At 42.1% G+C, this 17,760-nt stretch carries 12 protein-coding genes; 6 read left to right on the top strand and 6 right to left on the bottom strand.

Annotated features, from left to right (window positions below):
* The first annotated feature begins 35 nt into the window (after positions 1-35).
* Positions 36-2,354: a TonB-dependent receptor gene (locus G9Q97_RS18020; RefSeq protein WP_166149360.1), complete on the top strand. Its 2,319-nt coding sequence runs from the start codon at positions 36-38 to the stop codon at positions 2,352-2,354.
* Positions 2,355-2,362: 8 nt separating this feature from the next.
* On the top strand, positions 2,363-2,986 hold the full coding sequence (locus tag G9Q97_RS18015; RefSeq protein ID WP_166149358.1) for an HmuY family protein: 624 nt from the start codon (positions 2,363-2,365) through the stop codon (positions 2,984-2,986).
* A gap of 267 nt (positions 2,987-3,253) precedes the next feature.
* On the opposite strand, the gene G9Q97_RS18010 is transcribed toward G9Q97_RS18015, so the two are convergent.
* The 4 genes from G9Q97_RS18010 to G9Q97_RS17995 form a co-directional block, all read right to left on the bottom strand.
* Positions 3,254-3,670 (bottom strand): response regulator, encoded by a 417-nt coding sequence (locus tag G9Q97_RS18010; protein WP_166149356.1) that lies wholly within the window; start codon positions 3,668-3,670, stop codon positions 3,254-3,256.
* Positions 3,667-4,824 (bottom strand): sensor histidine kinase, encoded by a 1,158-nt coding sequence (locus G9Q97_RS18005; RefSeq protein WP_166149355.1) that lies wholly within the window; start codon positions 4,822-4,824, stop codon positions 3,667-3,669. The genes G9Q97_RS18010 and G9Q97_RS18005 overlap by 4 nt, the downstream gene beginning before the upstream one ends.
* The gene (locus G9Q97_RS18000; RefSeq protein WP_166149353.1) at positions 4,824-5,303 is read right to left on the bottom strand and encodes a hypothetical protein; all 480 of its coding nucleotides are present in this window, start codon (positions 5,301-5,303) and stop codon (positions 4,824-4,826) included. The genes G9Q97_RS18005 and G9Q97_RS18000 overlap by 1 nt, the downstream gene beginning before the upstream one ends.
* Before the next feature lie 387 nt (positions 5,304-5,690).
* Positions 5,691-7,949, bottom strand: coding sequence for a nitric-oxide reductase large subunit (locus G9Q97_RS17995; RefSeq protein WP_166149351.1), 2,259 nt, complete (start codon positions 7,947-7,949; stop codon positions 5,691-5,693).
* 590 nt (positions 7,950-8,539) lie between these two features.
* On the opposite strand from G9Q97_RS17995, the gene G9Q97_RS17990 reads away from it, so the two are divergent.
* Positions 8,540-8,986 carry a nuclear transport factor 2 family protein gene (locus tag G9Q97_RS17990; protein WP_166149349.1) on the top strand — a complete coding sequence of 149 codons (447 nt, stop codon included), beginning with the start codon at positions 8,540-8,542 and terminating at the stop codon, positions 8,984-8,986.
* Between the two features lie 370 nt (positions 8,987-9,356).
* Positions 9,357-10,070 carry a macro domain-containing protein gene (locus G9Q97_RS17985; RefSeq protein WP_166149347.1) on the top strand — a complete coding sequence of 238 codons (714 nt, stop codon included), beginning with the start codon at positions 9,357-9,359 and terminating at the stop codon, positions 10,068-10,070.
* Positions 10,071-10,290: 220 nt separating this feature from the next.
* Here the strand turns inward: G9Q97_RS17985 and G9Q97_RS17980 are convergent, their stop codons facing one another.
* A complete protein-coding gene (locus G9Q97_RS17980) occupies positions 10,291-11,967 on the bottom strand; it encodes a hypothetical protein (RefSeq protein ID WP_166149345.1) in 1,677 nt (558 codons plus the stop codon).
* A gap of 643 nt (positions 11,968-12,610) precedes the next feature.
* Here G9Q97_RS17980 and G9Q97_RS17975 point away from each other — a divergent pair.
* Positions 12,611-13,906, top strand: coding sequence for a TolB-like translocation protein (locus tag G9Q97_RS17975; RefSeq protein WP_166149343.1), 1,296 nt, complete (start codon positions 12,611-12,613; stop codon positions 13,904-13,906).
* Here the strand turns inward: G9Q97_RS17975 and G9Q97_RS17970 are convergent.
* Entirely contained in the window at positions 13,903-14,061 is a 159-nt protein-coding gene (locus G9Q97_RS17970; RefSeq protein ID WP_166149341.1) for a hypothetical protein, read from the bottom strand. The genes G9Q97_RS17975 and G9Q97_RS17970 overlap by 4 nt on opposite strands.
* Positions 14,062-14,635: 574 nt before the next feature.
* Between G9Q97_RS17970 and G9Q97_RS17965 the strand changes: the two genes are divergently transcribed.
* The gene (locus G9Q97_RS17965) at positions 14,636-17,758 is read left to right on the top strand and encodes a SusC/RagA family TonB-linked outer membrane protein (protein ID WP_166149339.1); all 3,123 of its coding nucleotides are present in this window, start codon (positions 14,636-14,638) and stop codon (positions 17,756-17,758) included.
* The last annotated feature ends 2 nt before the right edge of the window (positions 17,759-17,760 follow it).

Genomic DNA, 17,760 nt, shown 5'->3' with positions numbered 1-17,760 from the left:
CCGGTAGAACCAGCACCGGGAAAAATTTTAGTCTTATGTATAGAATTAATCTTAATAAATATAAAATACTTGTCGGGCTATTCGGGTTGCTCATTATCCCCAGCCTGGCTTTTGCCTCCGATCCAATCTATATTCAGGATGTTGAGGGCAATCCCATCCCCCATGCCCTGGTGAAAATTGGAACTGAACAGGTGCTTACTGTCGGTAATGATGGCTCATTTGAGCTTCCTGATAACCTTCAGGAGGACCAGGAGATCATAATAATTGCCATGGGTTATGATACAAGGATATTCCAGGCCAGAGAACTCAGCCAGGTAAACAAGTTCAATTTAAGGGAAAAGATCGGGCAGATGGGGGAAGTGGTGGTAGCTGCCACCCGAACCGATCGCAGTGTAGAAGATTTGCCCATGCCGGTCACCATCATTACCCGAAAGAAAATCCAGGAAACAGGGGGCATGCGGCTTTCGGAGATACTCCGTGAACAAACAGGCCTGCAGGTAGTGGGAGATCATGGCGCAGGTCTGCAAATGCAGGGACTTTCGTCGGATTATATATTGATACTTCTGGATGGAGAACCCCTGATAGGCCGGACCGCTGGAACTTTTGACCTGGATAGGATTGCAGTTTCCAATATCGAACGGATCGAAGTCCTTCGGGGTCCCTCCAGTGCGATTTACGGAAGCGAGGCCATGGCAGGAGTAATCAACATCATTACTAAAAAAAGTCAGGAAAGGATTGTTGCCAACCTGGAATCCAGGTACCGCTCGTTCAACACCCTTGACCTCAGCGGAGAGATCGGCATGAACCAGAATGACTGGAACCTTTATGCCTATTTCAACCGCTTTTCGACTGATGGATTTGATATAACTCCCGAGGTGCCAGGAAAAACCCAAAGTCCATATCAAGCCAGTACGGCTCAATTTAAAATCGGTAAGAAAACCAAAAAGTGGAATTTTAAGGTTTATTCCCGGTTTTATAATGAAAATTCGGAAAATAGCATGCAGGTGGCTGGAGAAGGAAGTCCAAGATTGGCTGACCTGAATGGAGAACGCATGGACCTGAACCTGAACCCTACCATTAGCTTTCGTCCCAACGATCAATGGCAGATGACGCTAAGGAGCATGAGTTCCCTCTTCCAGACCCATACCCTGACGGTATTTCAAGAGGATGGATCAATTCTGGATGAGCAGGATTTCAAGCAGCATTACCACAGGACAGAATTCCAGACAGACCTTCAATTGGATTCCAAACAACTCATCACAATTGGGCTAGGTCATCTGATGGAAACCGTGGAAGCCACCAGGTATGATGACAATAATCGATTTGATGCCGGATATGTCTTTTTACACCACCAATGGGATCCTTCAGAAAAGTGGAATCTGGTTACCGGAGTAAGGGCAGACTTGCACAGCCAGTATGGTGAAAGAATCAGTCCCAAGATTTCAGGGATGTACAAGTTCAATGAACGATTTAGCTGGCAACTTTCACTTGGGGCAGGTTTCAAGGCCCCGGATTTCAGGCAGTTGCTGTTGAATTTCAACAATCCTTCTGCAGGCTATTATGTATTCGGGGCCAATCTGGTTCAGCAGGGCATAGCAAGATTGCAATCCCAGGGATTGGTACAACAAATGCTGCTCAACTCCAGTCAATTTGGCCAGTTAGAGGCAGAAAGTTCCCGCGCCATCAACACAGGGTTTAGGTGGAAAATCTCGGGGGACTTATTGTTTCAGGGCAATTTTTTTCAAAACAACATTTCCAATCTGATCGAAACAGCTCTGGTAGCCCGCCTGAACTCCGGCCAAAATGCCTTCTCCTATTTCAACATTGCCAGGGTAATCAGCAGGGGTGCGGAATTGGACTGGACCTTTCGGGTATCGGAAAACCTGCAATTTTCTCTGGGTTACATGTACCTGGATACAAAGGACCTGGATGTTTTGGAAAAAATCGATGCAGGAGAACTTTTCCGCCGGGATGCCCAAAACCGCAGCCAACGGGTTCAAAGGAGCGATTACGGCGGCTTATTTAACAGGAGCCGGCATAATGGCAATGTGAAAATCAACTACCAGGAATCCACTACCGGCATAAACATGGCGCTCAGGGTCATCTACAGGGGTAAATTTGGATTTGGCGATGTGAATGGGAACCTCATACTGGACGACTCCGCAGAATATGCTCCCGGACTTATCAGTTGGAACCTGAGCCTTAACAAGGCCCTGAACAATGGAATCATGCTCGAAGCAGGTGGATTTAACCTTTTCAATCAAACTACCATTTACGCGCCCACCAATCCGGGCAGGGTCTTGTTTGCAGGCATGAAATTACCGATTCATCAATTAATTAATCAATATAAATAATCATTACAATGATCAAATGGAATCAAATTTTGGCAGGCATTCTTTTGCTTGCTTTTAACGCAGGATGCGAAAGTTCCGAAGTAGAGGAACCGGAAAATGACCCTCAGGCAAAAACCGTAGAGAATCTTTATGCTCCCAATGATGTGATCGACAGGAGTACCGGAGAAATTACGGAGGAGCGACCTTTCCGCTATTTCAGCCTGGAAAATAACCAGGAAGTAGACAATCGGGATGGGAATTGGGACATTGCTTTTAAAGGAACGACACTTATCGTGAACAGCGGGACAAGTGGTCCTGGTTCGGCACAGGGAACTGTGGTGACCGCAGCCTTTGATGAATTGAATGAGGTTCCTTCCTCAGTGGCATTCCATAGCGATGGCGCCGATGGAATGGCCATTCCAACAGGTTCCGGAAACGGTTGGTACAATTACAACCCCGGCACCCATGTCATTAGTCCGATCCCGGGCCGTGTGATACTCATCAGGACCAATGCAGGCAAGTATGCCAAAATGGAAATCCTATCCTATTACCAGGACAATCCTCCTCTTGCAGAAGTTGATCCGATGCGTTCTCCAAGTCCCTATTATACATTTAGGTTTTTGCTTCAGCCTAATGGCTCAATGAAATTTTAATTTTTTTAATGAACCTCAAATCAGCCCTAAGGTTGATTTGAGGTTTCACTTACCGTCGATTTCTTCGTTTCAGAGGTAATTGGTAGCTGATAGATATGTTTTATAGCAGGGAGTTATAATCCAACGAATCAGAATCAAATTAATCTTGGCTTGAATTGATAGAATATGTATAGCATTAGATTGATTTGTACCGACGAAGTTCCAAACTCTTGCATCCGTAGGCCTTTTGTCTGATTAATCCATCAATAGATACCCAAATTGTTTGATTTAAAAATTTTTATCCACCAAACTCCAAAAAACTTCAGGTGTCAAAGGTTTGTTTGCAAATTCTTTTACTGAAGGAATGGTTGCAGCCCTATCTTTGTCTCCTGGATTAAAACTCGTGGTAAGTATGGACACTACGACTCGATCATGAATATCTTTTGATAGTTCATCATATGCTTCCAAAAACTCCCAACCGTCCATACCCGGCATATTAATATCCAAAAAAACAATGCCTGGCTGAGGAGAATTGGCATATACTCCTTTACCAAGCAAATAGTCAAGCCCTTCTTTGGCCGAATTTACGGATTGAATATGCACCCATTCACATTCCTCTTCCAAAATCAGTGTATGATAGAAATTTGTTGCTTCATCATCGTCAATGAGCAAGACACAATCCAACTTGTTATTTGGTTCTCTCATAAAATTTTAGCCAGTGTAAAATAAAAAGAGCTTCCTTCCTCTTTTTTTGATTTAACCCATATTTTACCACCGTGAAGCTCAACGATTTTACGACAATAGGCCAAGCCCAGGCCAGTACCCTCGAACTCTTCTACGTTGTGCAAACGTTGGAAAATCAAAAATATTTTATCATAATCTGCCTCCTCAATCCCAATGCCATTGTCCTTCACACAAAATTTTATCTGTCTATTATCCTTTTTGGCAGTTATTTCAATGATTGGTAACACAGCTGGTTTTGAGAATTTGAGTCCATTACAGATCAAGTTCTGAAATAACATGCGTAATTCCAAAGGATTACCTTTCACCAGAGGTAACTCGTTGAAAATGACTTTGCCCTTACTGGCAGTCAACGCTGCATCCAAGTCCTGTACAATAGTGTCTACCAAATCCTGACAGTCGACCAATTCATAATCTCGCTTATTGCCTAACCTGCTAAAATCCAACAGTCCTTTGATAAGCGCTGACATTCTTTCGGTAGCTGTTGTCACATATCCTAACATTTTTTTTCCCTGATTGTCAAAGTTCGCATAATAGTTTTTGGAAATCAAATGGGTCATATTTCCAATGGTTCGAAGGGGCTCTTGCAAATCATGACTGGTTATACTTGTGAAACGCTCAAGTTCCCGGTTTTTCGCCAGCAACTCGTTATTCAAATTTTCGAGTTCCTTTTTATGATCAGATAGCAACTGCTGCTTAAGGTCCAATTCTTTTACCTTATCCAACAAGACTAAAGAACTTTCAGATAGTTGATCGTTGGTCCTTTCAAGACTGAAAAAGCCGCTCCTTGCAATGAATACGAGAGTAAAGCAGGTCCAAATGACTACCAAAGAAATAACCATATTTAAATTGGAAAGATCACTTTGGTTATCAACGATTTCTTTGCTTTCAATGACAGCCGAGATAGTTAAAATAGAACAGATGAATGCTGTGAAAACGCTTGCAAACTTGCCTGGAATAAGCCAACTGTATAAAATAACAATGGCATACATACTGGCTACTGCAACGGTGCTATCTGTATTCAGGTCTATCAGGTACACTACACCAGCAATAAATGAAGCCATGAAAACCAAAATGGCCGTTTGAATAAACATTCCATGTGGGCGAATTGAAAACATTATTCTTTCTTGCTATTCAAAAGGGTTTTTAATTCGAGAATTTCCTTTTCATACTGGATGAGCTGCTTTTCCAACTGATAGGTTTTCAATTCGTCTTTGGGTTTCACTGCTATTAACTTTGGCAAATCCCTAATGAGCACAAAGGAAGTTGCCAAACTTACCAAAGCCGTCAATAACCTAAGCAGGGCACTTAGCCGATAACCAGGCCACCAAAACATCAATGCATCAATCAAATGAGTACTTCCACATAGGATGATAAACGCTCCGAAAAGCCAAAAAACCGGCAAAAAGGGCAGATTATGCCGTTTTTGGGTAAAAAAGATAATAATGGCCGGAATCACAAAATAAGCCAACCAAATGGCAATGTCGCTAGTGATATATAACCATCCGTGAAATGAGGTCCATTCCCCGCACAGCCAACGGGCCGGCCAATCGTCCGCCAGTAATAATTTGGTAAAAAATTCCTCCACTTGTTCCATATACCAATATTCATTTTTTATAAAAGTAAATGTAAAGGAGTTCACTGAAAAATAAAACGAATACCAATTAAACAGAGCGTTCAGGAGCAGCTTTCAACAAAAAGAAAAATTTTGCCCTTTTTACAAGACTCAGGAGCTGGCAAAAGTATCCGGACTTATTATTTATTTCTCATTCTACCTCTAACAGAGCAAGTTACAACCTGATTCCCCATTGGTCCAATAATATAGGGTTAAAGAAATCCGGAAGTATTTTCTTCAAATGGATAAAATAATCATAAAAAAATAAGGGGCATTTAAGAAAGTAAGGAAGTAAGAGGATTTTTATTTCAGGATAGAGATAGTAAAAATTCCCATTTGCCAGTTAATGTGACAAATGGGAACATGTTTTTAAGCGGATACCTTTTCTCCTGCCTTCACTTTTTTCTTGTCGTAGAAAAGGCGGATAACAAACACAAACAAAGCAAGGATACCTATGGCAAAAATGGTGTCCCCTATTACCCTCATCCACCTCAAGGTGTTCATGACCGGCTGCTGGAGAAACTCAGCTGAGCGGGCATACCACATGCCCTCATTGACACTGGCTACCGTCTGCAGCAAACCAACAGGCAACAGACTCAAAAAGGCCATCAGCAACAAGCCGATATTGATCGACCAAAAAGAAAACCCAATCAATTTGTTGTTCCAAACCTGATTTCTGTAAAGGCTTCTCAAAACAAAGAGCATCAAACCGATACCCAACATCCCGTAGACCCCAAACAAGGCGGTATGCCCATGCAAAGGTGTGGTATTCAATCCCTGCATGTAATATAGGGCAATTGGTGGATTGATCAGAAAACCAAAGATTCCTGCTCCCAGAAAATTCCAGAAAGCCACCGAGATCAGGCAGTAAATCGGCCACTTGTAGTCCTTGAGCCATTCTGTGGATTTGCTCAAGCGGTAATTGTGAAAGGCCTCAAAACCAATCAATAAAAGCGGTACGACTTCCAAAGCACTAAATGTGGCACCCAGGGCCATTACTGATTTTGGTGTACCGGTAAAATACAAATGGTGAAAAGTGCCTAAAATTCCACCAGCCAAAAAGATGACTGTAGCAAATATCACTGCTGTACTCGCTGATTTAATATGTAGCAGCCCCATTCTGGTAAACAGGAAGGCTGCTACCACTGTAGCAAAAACTTCAAAAAATCCTTCTACCCAAAGGTGGACAACCCACCATCTCCAATATTCTGCAATGGCCAGGTTGGTCTGTCTTCCCCACATCAATCCTGCGGCAAAAAACAAGGCAATTGCAGCGCAGGAAATTAAAAACATGGTCAGCAAGTGCTTTTCATTGGTATTGCTTTTAAAAACGGGTATCATGGGCCGTATCATCAGTGTCAACCAAATAAACAAACCGATTAACAAAAAGGCCTGCCAAAACCGACCAAGTCCAACATATTCGTATCCCTGATGACCAAACCAGAAATTTTCCACATAGCCCATTTTTTGCATGATGCCCATCCACTGACCGGCCATGGAGCCCACCACGATTACCAGCAATGCCACAAAAAGAAAATTGACACCAACCTTTTGAAATTTTGGATCCCTTCCCGTAAGGGATGGAGCAATATATAAACCTGTGGCCAACCATGCCGTGGCAATCCAGTAAATGGCCAATTGAACATGCCAGGTCCGGGAAGCGGCATACGGCAGTATTTCAGCCAAAGGGAAGCCATAAAGCAGATTCCCCTCTACTCCGTAATGTGCGGTTATCACTCCCATGGCTACCTGAACCAATATCAGCAAATTGACTACCCAAAAGTATTTCTCCACTGCTTTCATGGATGGGGTAATATTCTGCCTCATCAAAGGGTCTTCATGCGGGGCTTCTATTTCTTCCTCTTGGTTTTTGGCATAATAGAAAACCAATAATCCAGTACCAAAAAGCAACATGATCACACTGAATCCGGTCCAAAGCAACAAATCACCCGTGGCTTTATTGCCGATCAATTCATCTGATGGCCAATTATGCGTATAACTGATATCATCTCCTGGCCTTTCTGTGACACAGGCCCAACTTGCCCAGAAAAAAAAGGCATTCATATCCTTCATCCGCTGTGGATCCTGAATGGCATTCTCGGGAATGGAATAATAATTTCTCAATTCCTCCAATTCCTTGCTGCCCATGAACAGGCCCTTATAATAGTCACTCAGAAACTGAAAAGCTTCGTAACGGGTAGAAGAAATCGTCAATGTCCCAGCTTCAGCATCATAGGTATTCTCTCTGATTTCTTGCTGTAACCTGGTTCTGAGTGCCGCCTTGTCTTCTTCAGGCGCACTTTCATAATCGGCAAATCCTTCTTCACGAGCCATTCCATTCAAAAAGAACAAAGCTTCCCGGTGCAACCAATCCGCTGTCCAGTCCGGCGCAAGGTAAGCACCATGTCCCCAAATGGAACCTACCTCCTGCCCTCCCATACTTTGCCAGGCATTCTGCCCATCACGGATATCCTGCCCTGTAAACAGGACCGTACCGGATTCGTCCACCACTTCCTCCGGTATCGGCGGAGCCTCCTGGTATATTTCATATCCATAATACCCCAACACGGCAAAAGAAATGCCGACCACTAAAGAAAATACAATCCATAATTTTTTTTCGGTTTTCATAATGACAAAAGTTTGAAGTAACCCATGAAATCCATATTACCTTTGTTTAAAGGTAATAGGATATATTTATCCTTTATTTGAATCAAATATATGAATTTTATTTTTTTGTAAAAATGTTTGAAATAAAGGAGTACAAAGAAAACGAAATCTTCTTCAGATGAAATCGAGCATGAGGTACCCGTCACACAGTGGGAGGACTACAGCATCCTTATCAAACTTTCTTTTTCGACAGGGGGGATTTTAAACAATTTACTGATAGTTTCGGCCATTTCTTTCGGCGTTTTGATTTTGTTGATCCACAACTTTTATGAAAAAATAGGCAACCTGGAAAAAATGGAGGAATAGGCACACTCAGGTCGTAATTAAGGCAATTGCATTTTACACAGGGTAAGAAAAACCAGCTATAGGGAAAGTTTTACCTAGCATTCGTTTCAACTGCCTTTTTATTACAATAAATATTCTATTTATTTCCCGCATGACCCGTAAAACCGGATCATCGCTGATTAGGGATGGTTTTAAAGTGGAAAGGATTCTCCGCTGTCGTTTTATTCAATATCTATCTCATTTTACTCAAAATAAACCCAATAATTATGAAAACCACGCTCACGATTGCCCTGATATTTCTGGTGACTATCCTCTATGCCCAATCATCAGAACATGCCTCCATCAAAGAAGCTCTGACAGGCGAAACAACAGCTTACATGAACCGGGATTACGATGCCTGGGCATCACATTGGGATTCCAGCAGGGAAGTATCCTTTTTGGTAACAAATATGGAAATGAGAGCCAACAGTTGGGAGGAGATCAGCAAGACCATGAAGGAAGATATGCAAACCAATTCCAATCCCATTCAAGCCTCCCTGGAAACCTCCGACTTTGACATTTCCGTTACCGGTAACCAGGCCTTTGTTGTCTATGTACAAAACATGAAGACCGGTGATCAGAATTACAAAACCTATGAGGTGCGCAACCTCCGTAAGGTAAGGGGGCAATGGAAACTGGCAGCCATGATCTCAAGTAAAATGGGAGATGATTAAAATCATTTTGGTCCTCTACCCCATTCGCTACACGGAAATAAATTTCGAATAATGGCTATTGTTGTACATTGAAATATCCTACTAATTTCACCTGGGATGCATCCCAATTCAATGCTACTTCAATTCAATTTTAAATTTCCAAATAGGTTCTTGGATGAAGGGAAAGATGGAAGGAAAACCAGGAACTGGGAAATATATTTGGTGTAAATTCGGGACGTTTATTTTCAAAGGTGTGAAATATTACTGCCAATTGAGGACCCGAAAGAGCAATTAGCGTCCGTCGAAATATGTCGCAGTTAGTAATGAAATCATGAATTGAGAACCAATTTTAAATACCTCCTACCACTATATGTACCTAAACTACATCCTTATGAGTACTTTTTATAATTCAAAAAACAAAGTCTATGCAGAAATTTCAGCGTTAACACCCACCATAATTGCAGACCTGAAAAGCAAAGAATTGCTACCCAGAGGTTCGGCACTTTTGACCGGTGCGGGGAAATTAGCTCCTGACATAAATTCGATTTTTCATGCGGCAACGGGAACCATGATGCCCTATTTTCCATCGCAGACCTATTATGAGCCATCGCTCCTTTCTGTAGAAAATGCGATTTCGGCCTGCTTTGCTTTGGCAAAAGCAAACGGGAATAACCGCCTGGCGATTCCATATATTGGGGGCAAGATATTTAAAGGAAGAATTTTTGATGGACAAGGAGTAAGCGAGGAAGATCAAAATCATAAACTGGTAGCTTCTATTGTGGGAGCGAGCATCACTAACGCAAAATTAACAGGCTTAGACTTCTGCTTTGTCGTTTTCGATACCGCTACGAATCTACTTTTCAGCCATGAAATCAAAAAATCGTATGATGAGCTCAATTTTTCAAAAAAATTGATGGTAGGCGACATTGTTGATTTTTCGCTGCATCAGTGTGATGGGATTGTCAATGCCGCTAATATGGAAGTACAGTTCGGCGGAGGCATTTCGGGTGCCATAGCCAAAGCCAGTCAAGATCAGGATAACATTGACAAGGATGCCAGGTCGGGAATTATCCAATTTTGGGCCGATTATGAGGCTCGGCTCTAGTTTTGGCGTAAAGGCTGAACAATCTAAAGACACCAAACAGATTTACCCGCCGCCGCCCTTTTATTAGAAGTAGAGTTCTCGCAAAATGCTTTTTTAAATTTGGTTTAAATAATTTGACTTAAAGTTAAAAATGAAAGGGAAAGGATGCCTTTACCAGGCCCTTTCCCTTTTACTTAATGTTCAATTGATTGATTGATCAATTACCTACAAGACCCATTATTCAGTCGGCAGCCAACATTTGTGGATCAAAGGCCAATCTGGCCAATCGGTATTTCTTTTTGTATTGTCCGTACACCACCATTTCGAAATCACCGGTTTGGGTATTCACAGGCGTGATGGTCATGAGATTCCGGTTGCTGTTTATCGATAAAGAGCTTCGGCTAACTGCACCCTTGCTATCCAGTGTTGCGACAGACATCATGTGTTCTTTGTAGCTTTTGGGAGTAAAACGGGCTACTTTACCCTTTCCGTTGTAGCCAAGATTTTTTACGTTGTCATTGAACACAAAATACAGGTTGTTGTTGATCATGGACACAGAGTAGGAAAAAAAGAACCCTTCATCCCCGGTAGATACTTGATTCTTTACGATTTTTTTCGCCCATTTTCTTGTTCCATTGGGATCAAATTCCGCTATCACGATACTACCGTAATCATAGTGAAACGTATTGGTAGTAGTGTGGATGCCAGAACCGGTGGCACTTCCCGTTGAACTTGTAACCCATTCATGCCGGTCCTCACCCACAAAGGCCACAGACCCATCGCTTTTTACAATGATTTCGTCTAAAAAGAAATAGGAATCTTCTACTGATTTGCCTTTTTTCAGTTTCTTGGAAGTCTTTTTCGCTTTGCCTTCAGAAAGACCACGTGTAAGGAAAGCTACATCAAAAGCCTCCGTTTGCTGATGAAGAACGGTTTGGTTATTTCCATCCATTTTCAGAAAATAAGTGCCTCCTGTACTTTTGTTGGCCTTCCCTTCTTCTGTATAAAAACCACCAAAATAAAGGTGACCTTCCTCATTCACCTGAATATTGGCTGCATTAATTTGATATTCAGCCAGATTGATATTTTTATGAAGTGCCTTTTTTCCATCTCCGGTTATGCTGACAAGTGTAAAAAAATACCTTTCCTGCTTAAATAAGGAAGTAATTTTGTAGGCTACGTCAGCAGGCTGGCTTTTGCTAAGCAGGTGTACATTTCCATTGCTATCCAGTAGTGCATTTACCAATTCCAGCTCATCGGAATCTGCCTGCAAGGTTTCATCCCATGTCCAAATGGGATTTAACTGCTGATCGGCAAGGAGAAGACTTACCTCTTTCTGTTTCTTTCTTACCTCTCCACTTTCACGCACTATCAGGAGCTTGCTTTCATCCGGTGTAGGATAAAAGTGGAATTTAGGACTAGTTATTCTCAAATTAATACCCAATCCACCTATTCCCGGCTTTGCCTTCTTATCTTCGGCAGCCATTACAAACTGACTTTTTCCGGCCAACCGGAGATTTTGAGCATCCAGGGCTACCCTATACAAGCCTTCCTGCTCCCCTTTTCCGGGATCCGTAGTAAAAAAGAGCCATAATTGATTGTTCCATTGCATGATGTGCTCAAAATTGGGCTTTCCAGCCAGGTCCAATTTGGAAAGGTCCGCACTTTTTACCATTCTGAGATTTAGATCGTATTTCTCTAAATAAGGTAGTTTTTTTGATTCCTGAAGTTCCTGTCGGATTTTCCTTTTGATCAGGTAATAGCCGGATTCATCAGTTGCAGCTATCTCTGATAAAGTCATTTTCTTATTGAACTTCATTTCATTTCCCCACTTCAATTGAGCGTTTTCAGGAAGTCTTTGTCCAAACAAAAAAGAATGGACCATACATAGACAAAGGAAAAGTGTTGCCTTTTTCATAGTTTAAAGATTTAGTAAATAAATAGAATAAATAATTAAATTAAAATAAGTTGCAAAAGGATCTTATATGGGAAATTTGGAGGAATTCAGGCATGCTGTTATGACCAGTATCCTCATCATGTGCGGCTACAATTGCTGCAGAAATTTTTTTATTCATAGCTGTTTATAAAAGTTCAAAAAACAATTTACATGCATTAAAATACATTTTAATAAATATAAAAAGTATTTTTTAAAAAATAGTTTTAAATTTTAAAGGCTAAAGAAATACATTCACCGGTAAAAGACAAATTGGGCAATGTCCGTCAGGTCCTACTTAATCCTGCCACTGAGGTTTATAGGGCTACAAGACCCATAAATCAAGGCACAAAAATCCTCCTCATCACCATCTTCCAAAATACCCCCTGGGTAAATTCAGGATAATCCGGTTTTATGCAGGCCCTTCATCTTTTTGCCTTTAATTTATTTTTAGTCACATTTTAAATCTTCTCATGAAAATTAATCCAGAAATTATAGGGAAAAGCTTGATCAGTTGTGACACTTTTATGGGTTGTTTCGTCTTGGGTTAGGTACGTAGTAGCTGATCAGGTTAATCCGGGATATTATCAATTTAATTGTTAGATAAGTTGCGACAAAGTTACAGACTATGAAAAATTGGTGTCTTCGCCTGATTATATTATTTTCTTTCTTTGGTTGTGAGGAGAAATGGGATGACCCTATTCCCGAAGGTGCTGTACTCGGTACACCCTTCTTAATTTCCAGTATTATGGAAGATGGTAACGTGATGTTAACCTGGAATATTTCCAGGTTAACAACCTGGTTCCACCCAACAACTGTAGAAGGAAGCAGCTATGAAGTTTTCGCTAAATTCCCAGGAAGCACCGATTTTACCCGCATTGCAAGCCTAAATGCAGACCATATGACCTATTTGGTGGGCAATTCGGAATATGGCCAACCCCATGAGTTTTATGTGACAGCACATAGAGCCGGGCAAACGACCCGCTCAAATAGGATCATGACAGTTCCCCATCCAATTCCTGAATACAAAACATTGATGGAATTGGAAAGCTGGGATCCCCTTTATCATCCAAAAATAAATTTGCAAGGAACCAAACTGGCTTTTATTACAAATTATCGATGGACTGAAGCCGGACAGGACTTCATGACCTTAAGTCTTTTCTTACTTGATATAGTATCCGGGCAAACTGATTTGGTCAAATTGGATAGTTACCATCCGCAATGGTCTGCTGATGGACGAAAGGTGATTTTTGCGACAACTGAAGGATTAAGCCAAACAGCGCAAGGTTATACTCCCTCCCATTTACTTACTTTTGATGTAGAAACTAAGGTAATAGACCCTGTAATTGAAGACAGGCACCAACAAATGTTTCCCAGCTTTGGGAAGGAGGAAAATTCGGTGTTGTTTCTTTCAGATTCCTTGGAAAGGGGGAAAATGGGATTGTGGAAAAGCGATAATGAAGGAATTACCCACCTACTTTGGCCATCCTTTCAGTTACCGGAACATGGCGCAGGCTTACCGTTAACCACAGGCATGGATGCCTCAAACCTTAAAGATATAGTAGCTTTAGATCATTTAAGCACGGTGGAAAACAGGAGCGTTTACAACATCTATACCGTGGAATTTGGGGATCAGGTTCAGAAGCATGAGTTTGTGGGGTCTCCCTGGAATGATATGTCGCCAGTTTTTTCGCCGGCTAATGAAAATATTCTCGCCTTTGTATCGGATAGGTCCGGAACCCGACAAGTCTGGACCTTTAATAGCTCCAGCGGCAAACTCAATCAGGTTTCATTTTTTCAGGATATTGATCGCATAGGTTCTGACACAAGCCTGAGCTGGACTGATCAGGGTCGATCACTTGCATTACCTGTCTATGACCTGGATGGAAATCATAAAATGGTCAAAATTCCAATAAATCCCTAGATTTTCCCTTTCCCATCTAATGGTATTGATTGCCAGACCTGCTTCAGTCCAGAATCCCTCCTGGCTGCCAGATAACTGATATGCACCCAAACGTCTCCGTCTTTCTCGGCCGTTTGTTCTACACTGCTCAGGGCAAAACCGTCACAGCTGGCCACCTGGAATAACCGACTTTAATTTTCGTTTTCATCATTGTTTTATTTTTGTGAAAGGGTTAAATAATGATCCCTCCATGGAAGGTTTATGCTTGTATTTAACGGTAAACAAGCAGGAGGTTTCTATACGTTTTTGCCGCAAAAGAAACACGTGAATTGATTCTTTGAAATAAATGGTGATATCATTTTGTCCCTGGTCTTATATCTGGCGAATGCTCCATATGGGCCACATTTTTCTATTTAGAAATTTCCCCAAACCCTATTGCTTACTAAATTAAATAATTTTATAAATCTGAATATCAGATATTTATGTTGAACATTTTTTCTTATTAATCAAATATTAATGAATTATTCACCTCTTCCAGATTAAGTTGGGGCATCTTGAAAAATTGGTAAAGATAAAAACCTGTATAAGGAAATTATCTGAACTGAATAAGAATTTGTCCAGAGGATGTAACTATTTCTAACAATAAACCCCTTTCACTATGCACTATTTTACTCCACCCTAAGCAAAGGTTCAATCACCTTAATTCGTTTGCCAAAATAGTAGTTACAAAAAATAATTGATTCAAATCTTATGAAAAGAATTTACGCAATAACCCTCATTTTCCTTTTCCCGCTTTGCCTGGCTGCCCAGGACCGGGAAATCAGGGGAACGGTGACAGACGTCGCCGATGGCAACACCTTACCAGGGGTCAATATCATTGCAAACAGCGATGGAGAACAGGTAGGAGGAACGATTTCGGATATAAATGGTACCTATTCTATTAGTGTCCCTCCTGACGCCAACCAATTGACTTTTGTTTTTATTGGAATGGAGACGGTAACCGAAGAAATCGGATCGAGAACTACTATAAATGTTGCCTTGGCATCCAATCAGGAAGAATTGGACGAATTTATTGTAGTAGGCTATGGATTTGCAGAAAAGGCCACCTTGACAGGAGCTGTCAGTTCTATTGAAAATAAAGAAATCCAAACTGCCACCCACTCCAGCCTTGCCCAAAAATTGCAGGGAAAAGTAGCCGGATTGAATATCCGCCAAAATTCCGGACAACCGGGTTCATTTGATAATTCGATCAACATCCGTGGTTTCGGAACTCCTATGTTCGTCATTGACGGGATTATCCGTAATGACCCAGGTGCTTTCCAGCGAATCAATCCCGATGATATTGAAAGTATTTCCGTCTTAAAGGATGCCTCTGCCGCAGTTTATGGAATTGGCGCGGCAAATGGAGTTGTAATCGTAACTACCAAACAGGGAAACCGCGGAAAAACTTCCTTTACCTACAATGCAGTGACAGGCATCACCAGGCCTACCGATGTACCACAAATGGCCACTACCGCCCAATACGCCCAAATGAGGAATGATGCAAATATTTATGGCCCTGGTGCCGGTATTCCCTATTATACCCGGGATGAACTTCAAAAATACCTGGATGGAACCTTACCCGGATATACCAATGTGGATTGGTATGATGCCACGATGAAAAATCAGGCGGTGCAGACCCAGCACAACCTATCTGCCAGTGGCGGAGGTGAGAAAGTACTCTATTATATTGGTATGGAGTATGTAAAAGACGGTGGTTTATTGAGAAGTGGAGATATGGACTATAATCGTGTAAATTTGAGAAGCAATATAACCGCTGACCTTACAAAAAACCTGAGAGCGAGGGTGATGATATCCGGTCGGTATGATAAACAATCCCAGCCCGGAGACAATTTTTTTAATATTTTCAAAACCACCCGGGTGACCCTTCCCACGGAGCGACCCTTTGCCAACGATAACCCACAGTATCCGGGATTTGTCTCTTCAGGTTTCCAAACCCCAACGGTATTGGCTGACCGCGATTTGTCCGGATATACGGAAGTAGAAAACAGGGCCATCCAAACAATGGCGGAACTGCGATTTGCTGTGCCTTTTGTAAAAGACCTGTTCATTACAGGAACCGGATCATTTGATACCGGAAATACCATGAATAAAAACCTGTATAAAGGCTTCACCACTTATACCTATACCCCGGCAACAGATACCTATAACCCCTTGGTCCAAAGAGCCGATCAAAATATCAATGCACGGACAGATGTGGGTAATACCTATACGCTCCGGTTATCGGCAGATTATAAAACCCGGATAGGGCAAAAACATGATATTTCCGGAACATTGGTGGCGGAGCAGATCAAGGGATGGAGCAGATGGCAGTTTGCAAGACGGTATTACGGTGATTTTTATACCAGTGACCAGATTAGATTTGCCGGACAAACAAATCTGCAAAACGACGGACAGGATAATGAGAACTCACGAATCAGTTACATAGGGAGGGTAAACTATGGCTTTTCACAAAAATATTTGATTGAAGGAGCTTTCAATTACAATGGTTCCTACAGGTATCACCCCGACAGGCGATTTGGTTTTTTTCCAGTAGTCTCAGTAGGATGGAGAATATCAGAGGAAAACTTTATACTAAATAATTTTCCGGCTATCAATGAATTGAAACTTCGCGGTTCTTATGGGGTGATTGGTTCGGATGAAGGGGCCCCCTTTCAGTACCTTCCCGGATTTACCTTTGGTGGTGTAAGTACCTGGGAATTTTCCAATAATAACCTGACCAATGGATTGGCATCACCGGCCATTACCAACAGTTTATTGACCTGGTCCACCAACCACTTATCGGACATCGGTTTTGATCTGACCATGTGGAATGGAAAATTGGAGGTGGTAGCGGATTTCTACAACAGGGAGCGAAAGGGACAACTGGCCCGGCGAAATATTTCCCTTCCCAACACATTTGGCGGCACCTTACCTGAAGAAAACCTGAATAGCAGCCGGCAGGTTGGTTTTGAATTCGCCCTTGGGCACACCAATACCATCAATGATTTTCAATACAATGTGAGAGGAAACTTCAATTTCAGCCGGTCCATGACCCGCTATCAGGAACGGGCTCCTTTCCAAAGCCAACGAGATCGATGGCTAAATGGAGAAGCAGGTAGGTGGGGTAACCGACAAACGGGATACATTGTCACCGGTCAGTTTCAGAGTCAGGAAGAAGTTTGGCAAGGACCGGTCTATGGCGGTGCACTTGGCGGAACAAGGGAGCTTCCCGGTGATTTCATGTATGAAGACGTTAACAATGACGGGATCATTAACGGAGAGGATGCGCGCACCCCGCTTAATTATGGCGGAACACCATTGATCAATTTTGGAGCCACCTTTGGTGCCCAATGGAAAGGTTTTGATCTCAACCTGCACTTCCAGGGTGCAGGAAAATATACGATGAGGTTTAATGAAGTGTACGGCGAAATGTTTGCCTTTAGGGGTAATTTACCTGCTTATTTTTTCGATAGGTGGCATCAGGCAGATCCCTATAACCTCGACAGCGAATGGATACCTGGCGAGTGGCCTGTCACCAGGCTAAACTCAGATGTCGGCATGCTGTATGCCGAAAGTTCGGTTTGGAGGAGAAATTCTTCTTTTGTCAGATTAAAAAGTTTAGAATTGGGCTATACCTTCAATGCAGCACTGCTGAGCAGATTAGGAATGGAGCGCCTGAGGGTGTATATGAATGGTTTTAACCTGCTGACCTATGCCAGGGATCCGTTTATGAAGCAGTTTGATCCGGAAAAAGTAGAAGGGGCCTTTAATGCAGGTTATACTTACCCGTTGAGTAAAAACTACAATCTCGGCCTAAGCCTGAATTTCTAAAT

Source organism: Cyclobacterium plantarum, assembly GCF_011290685.1.
GTDB lineage: Bacteria > Bacteroidota > Bacteroidia > Cytophagales > Cyclobacteriaceae > Cyclobacterium > Cyclobacterium plantarum.
This window is presented reverse-complemented; position numbering and strand designations above follow the sequence as displayed.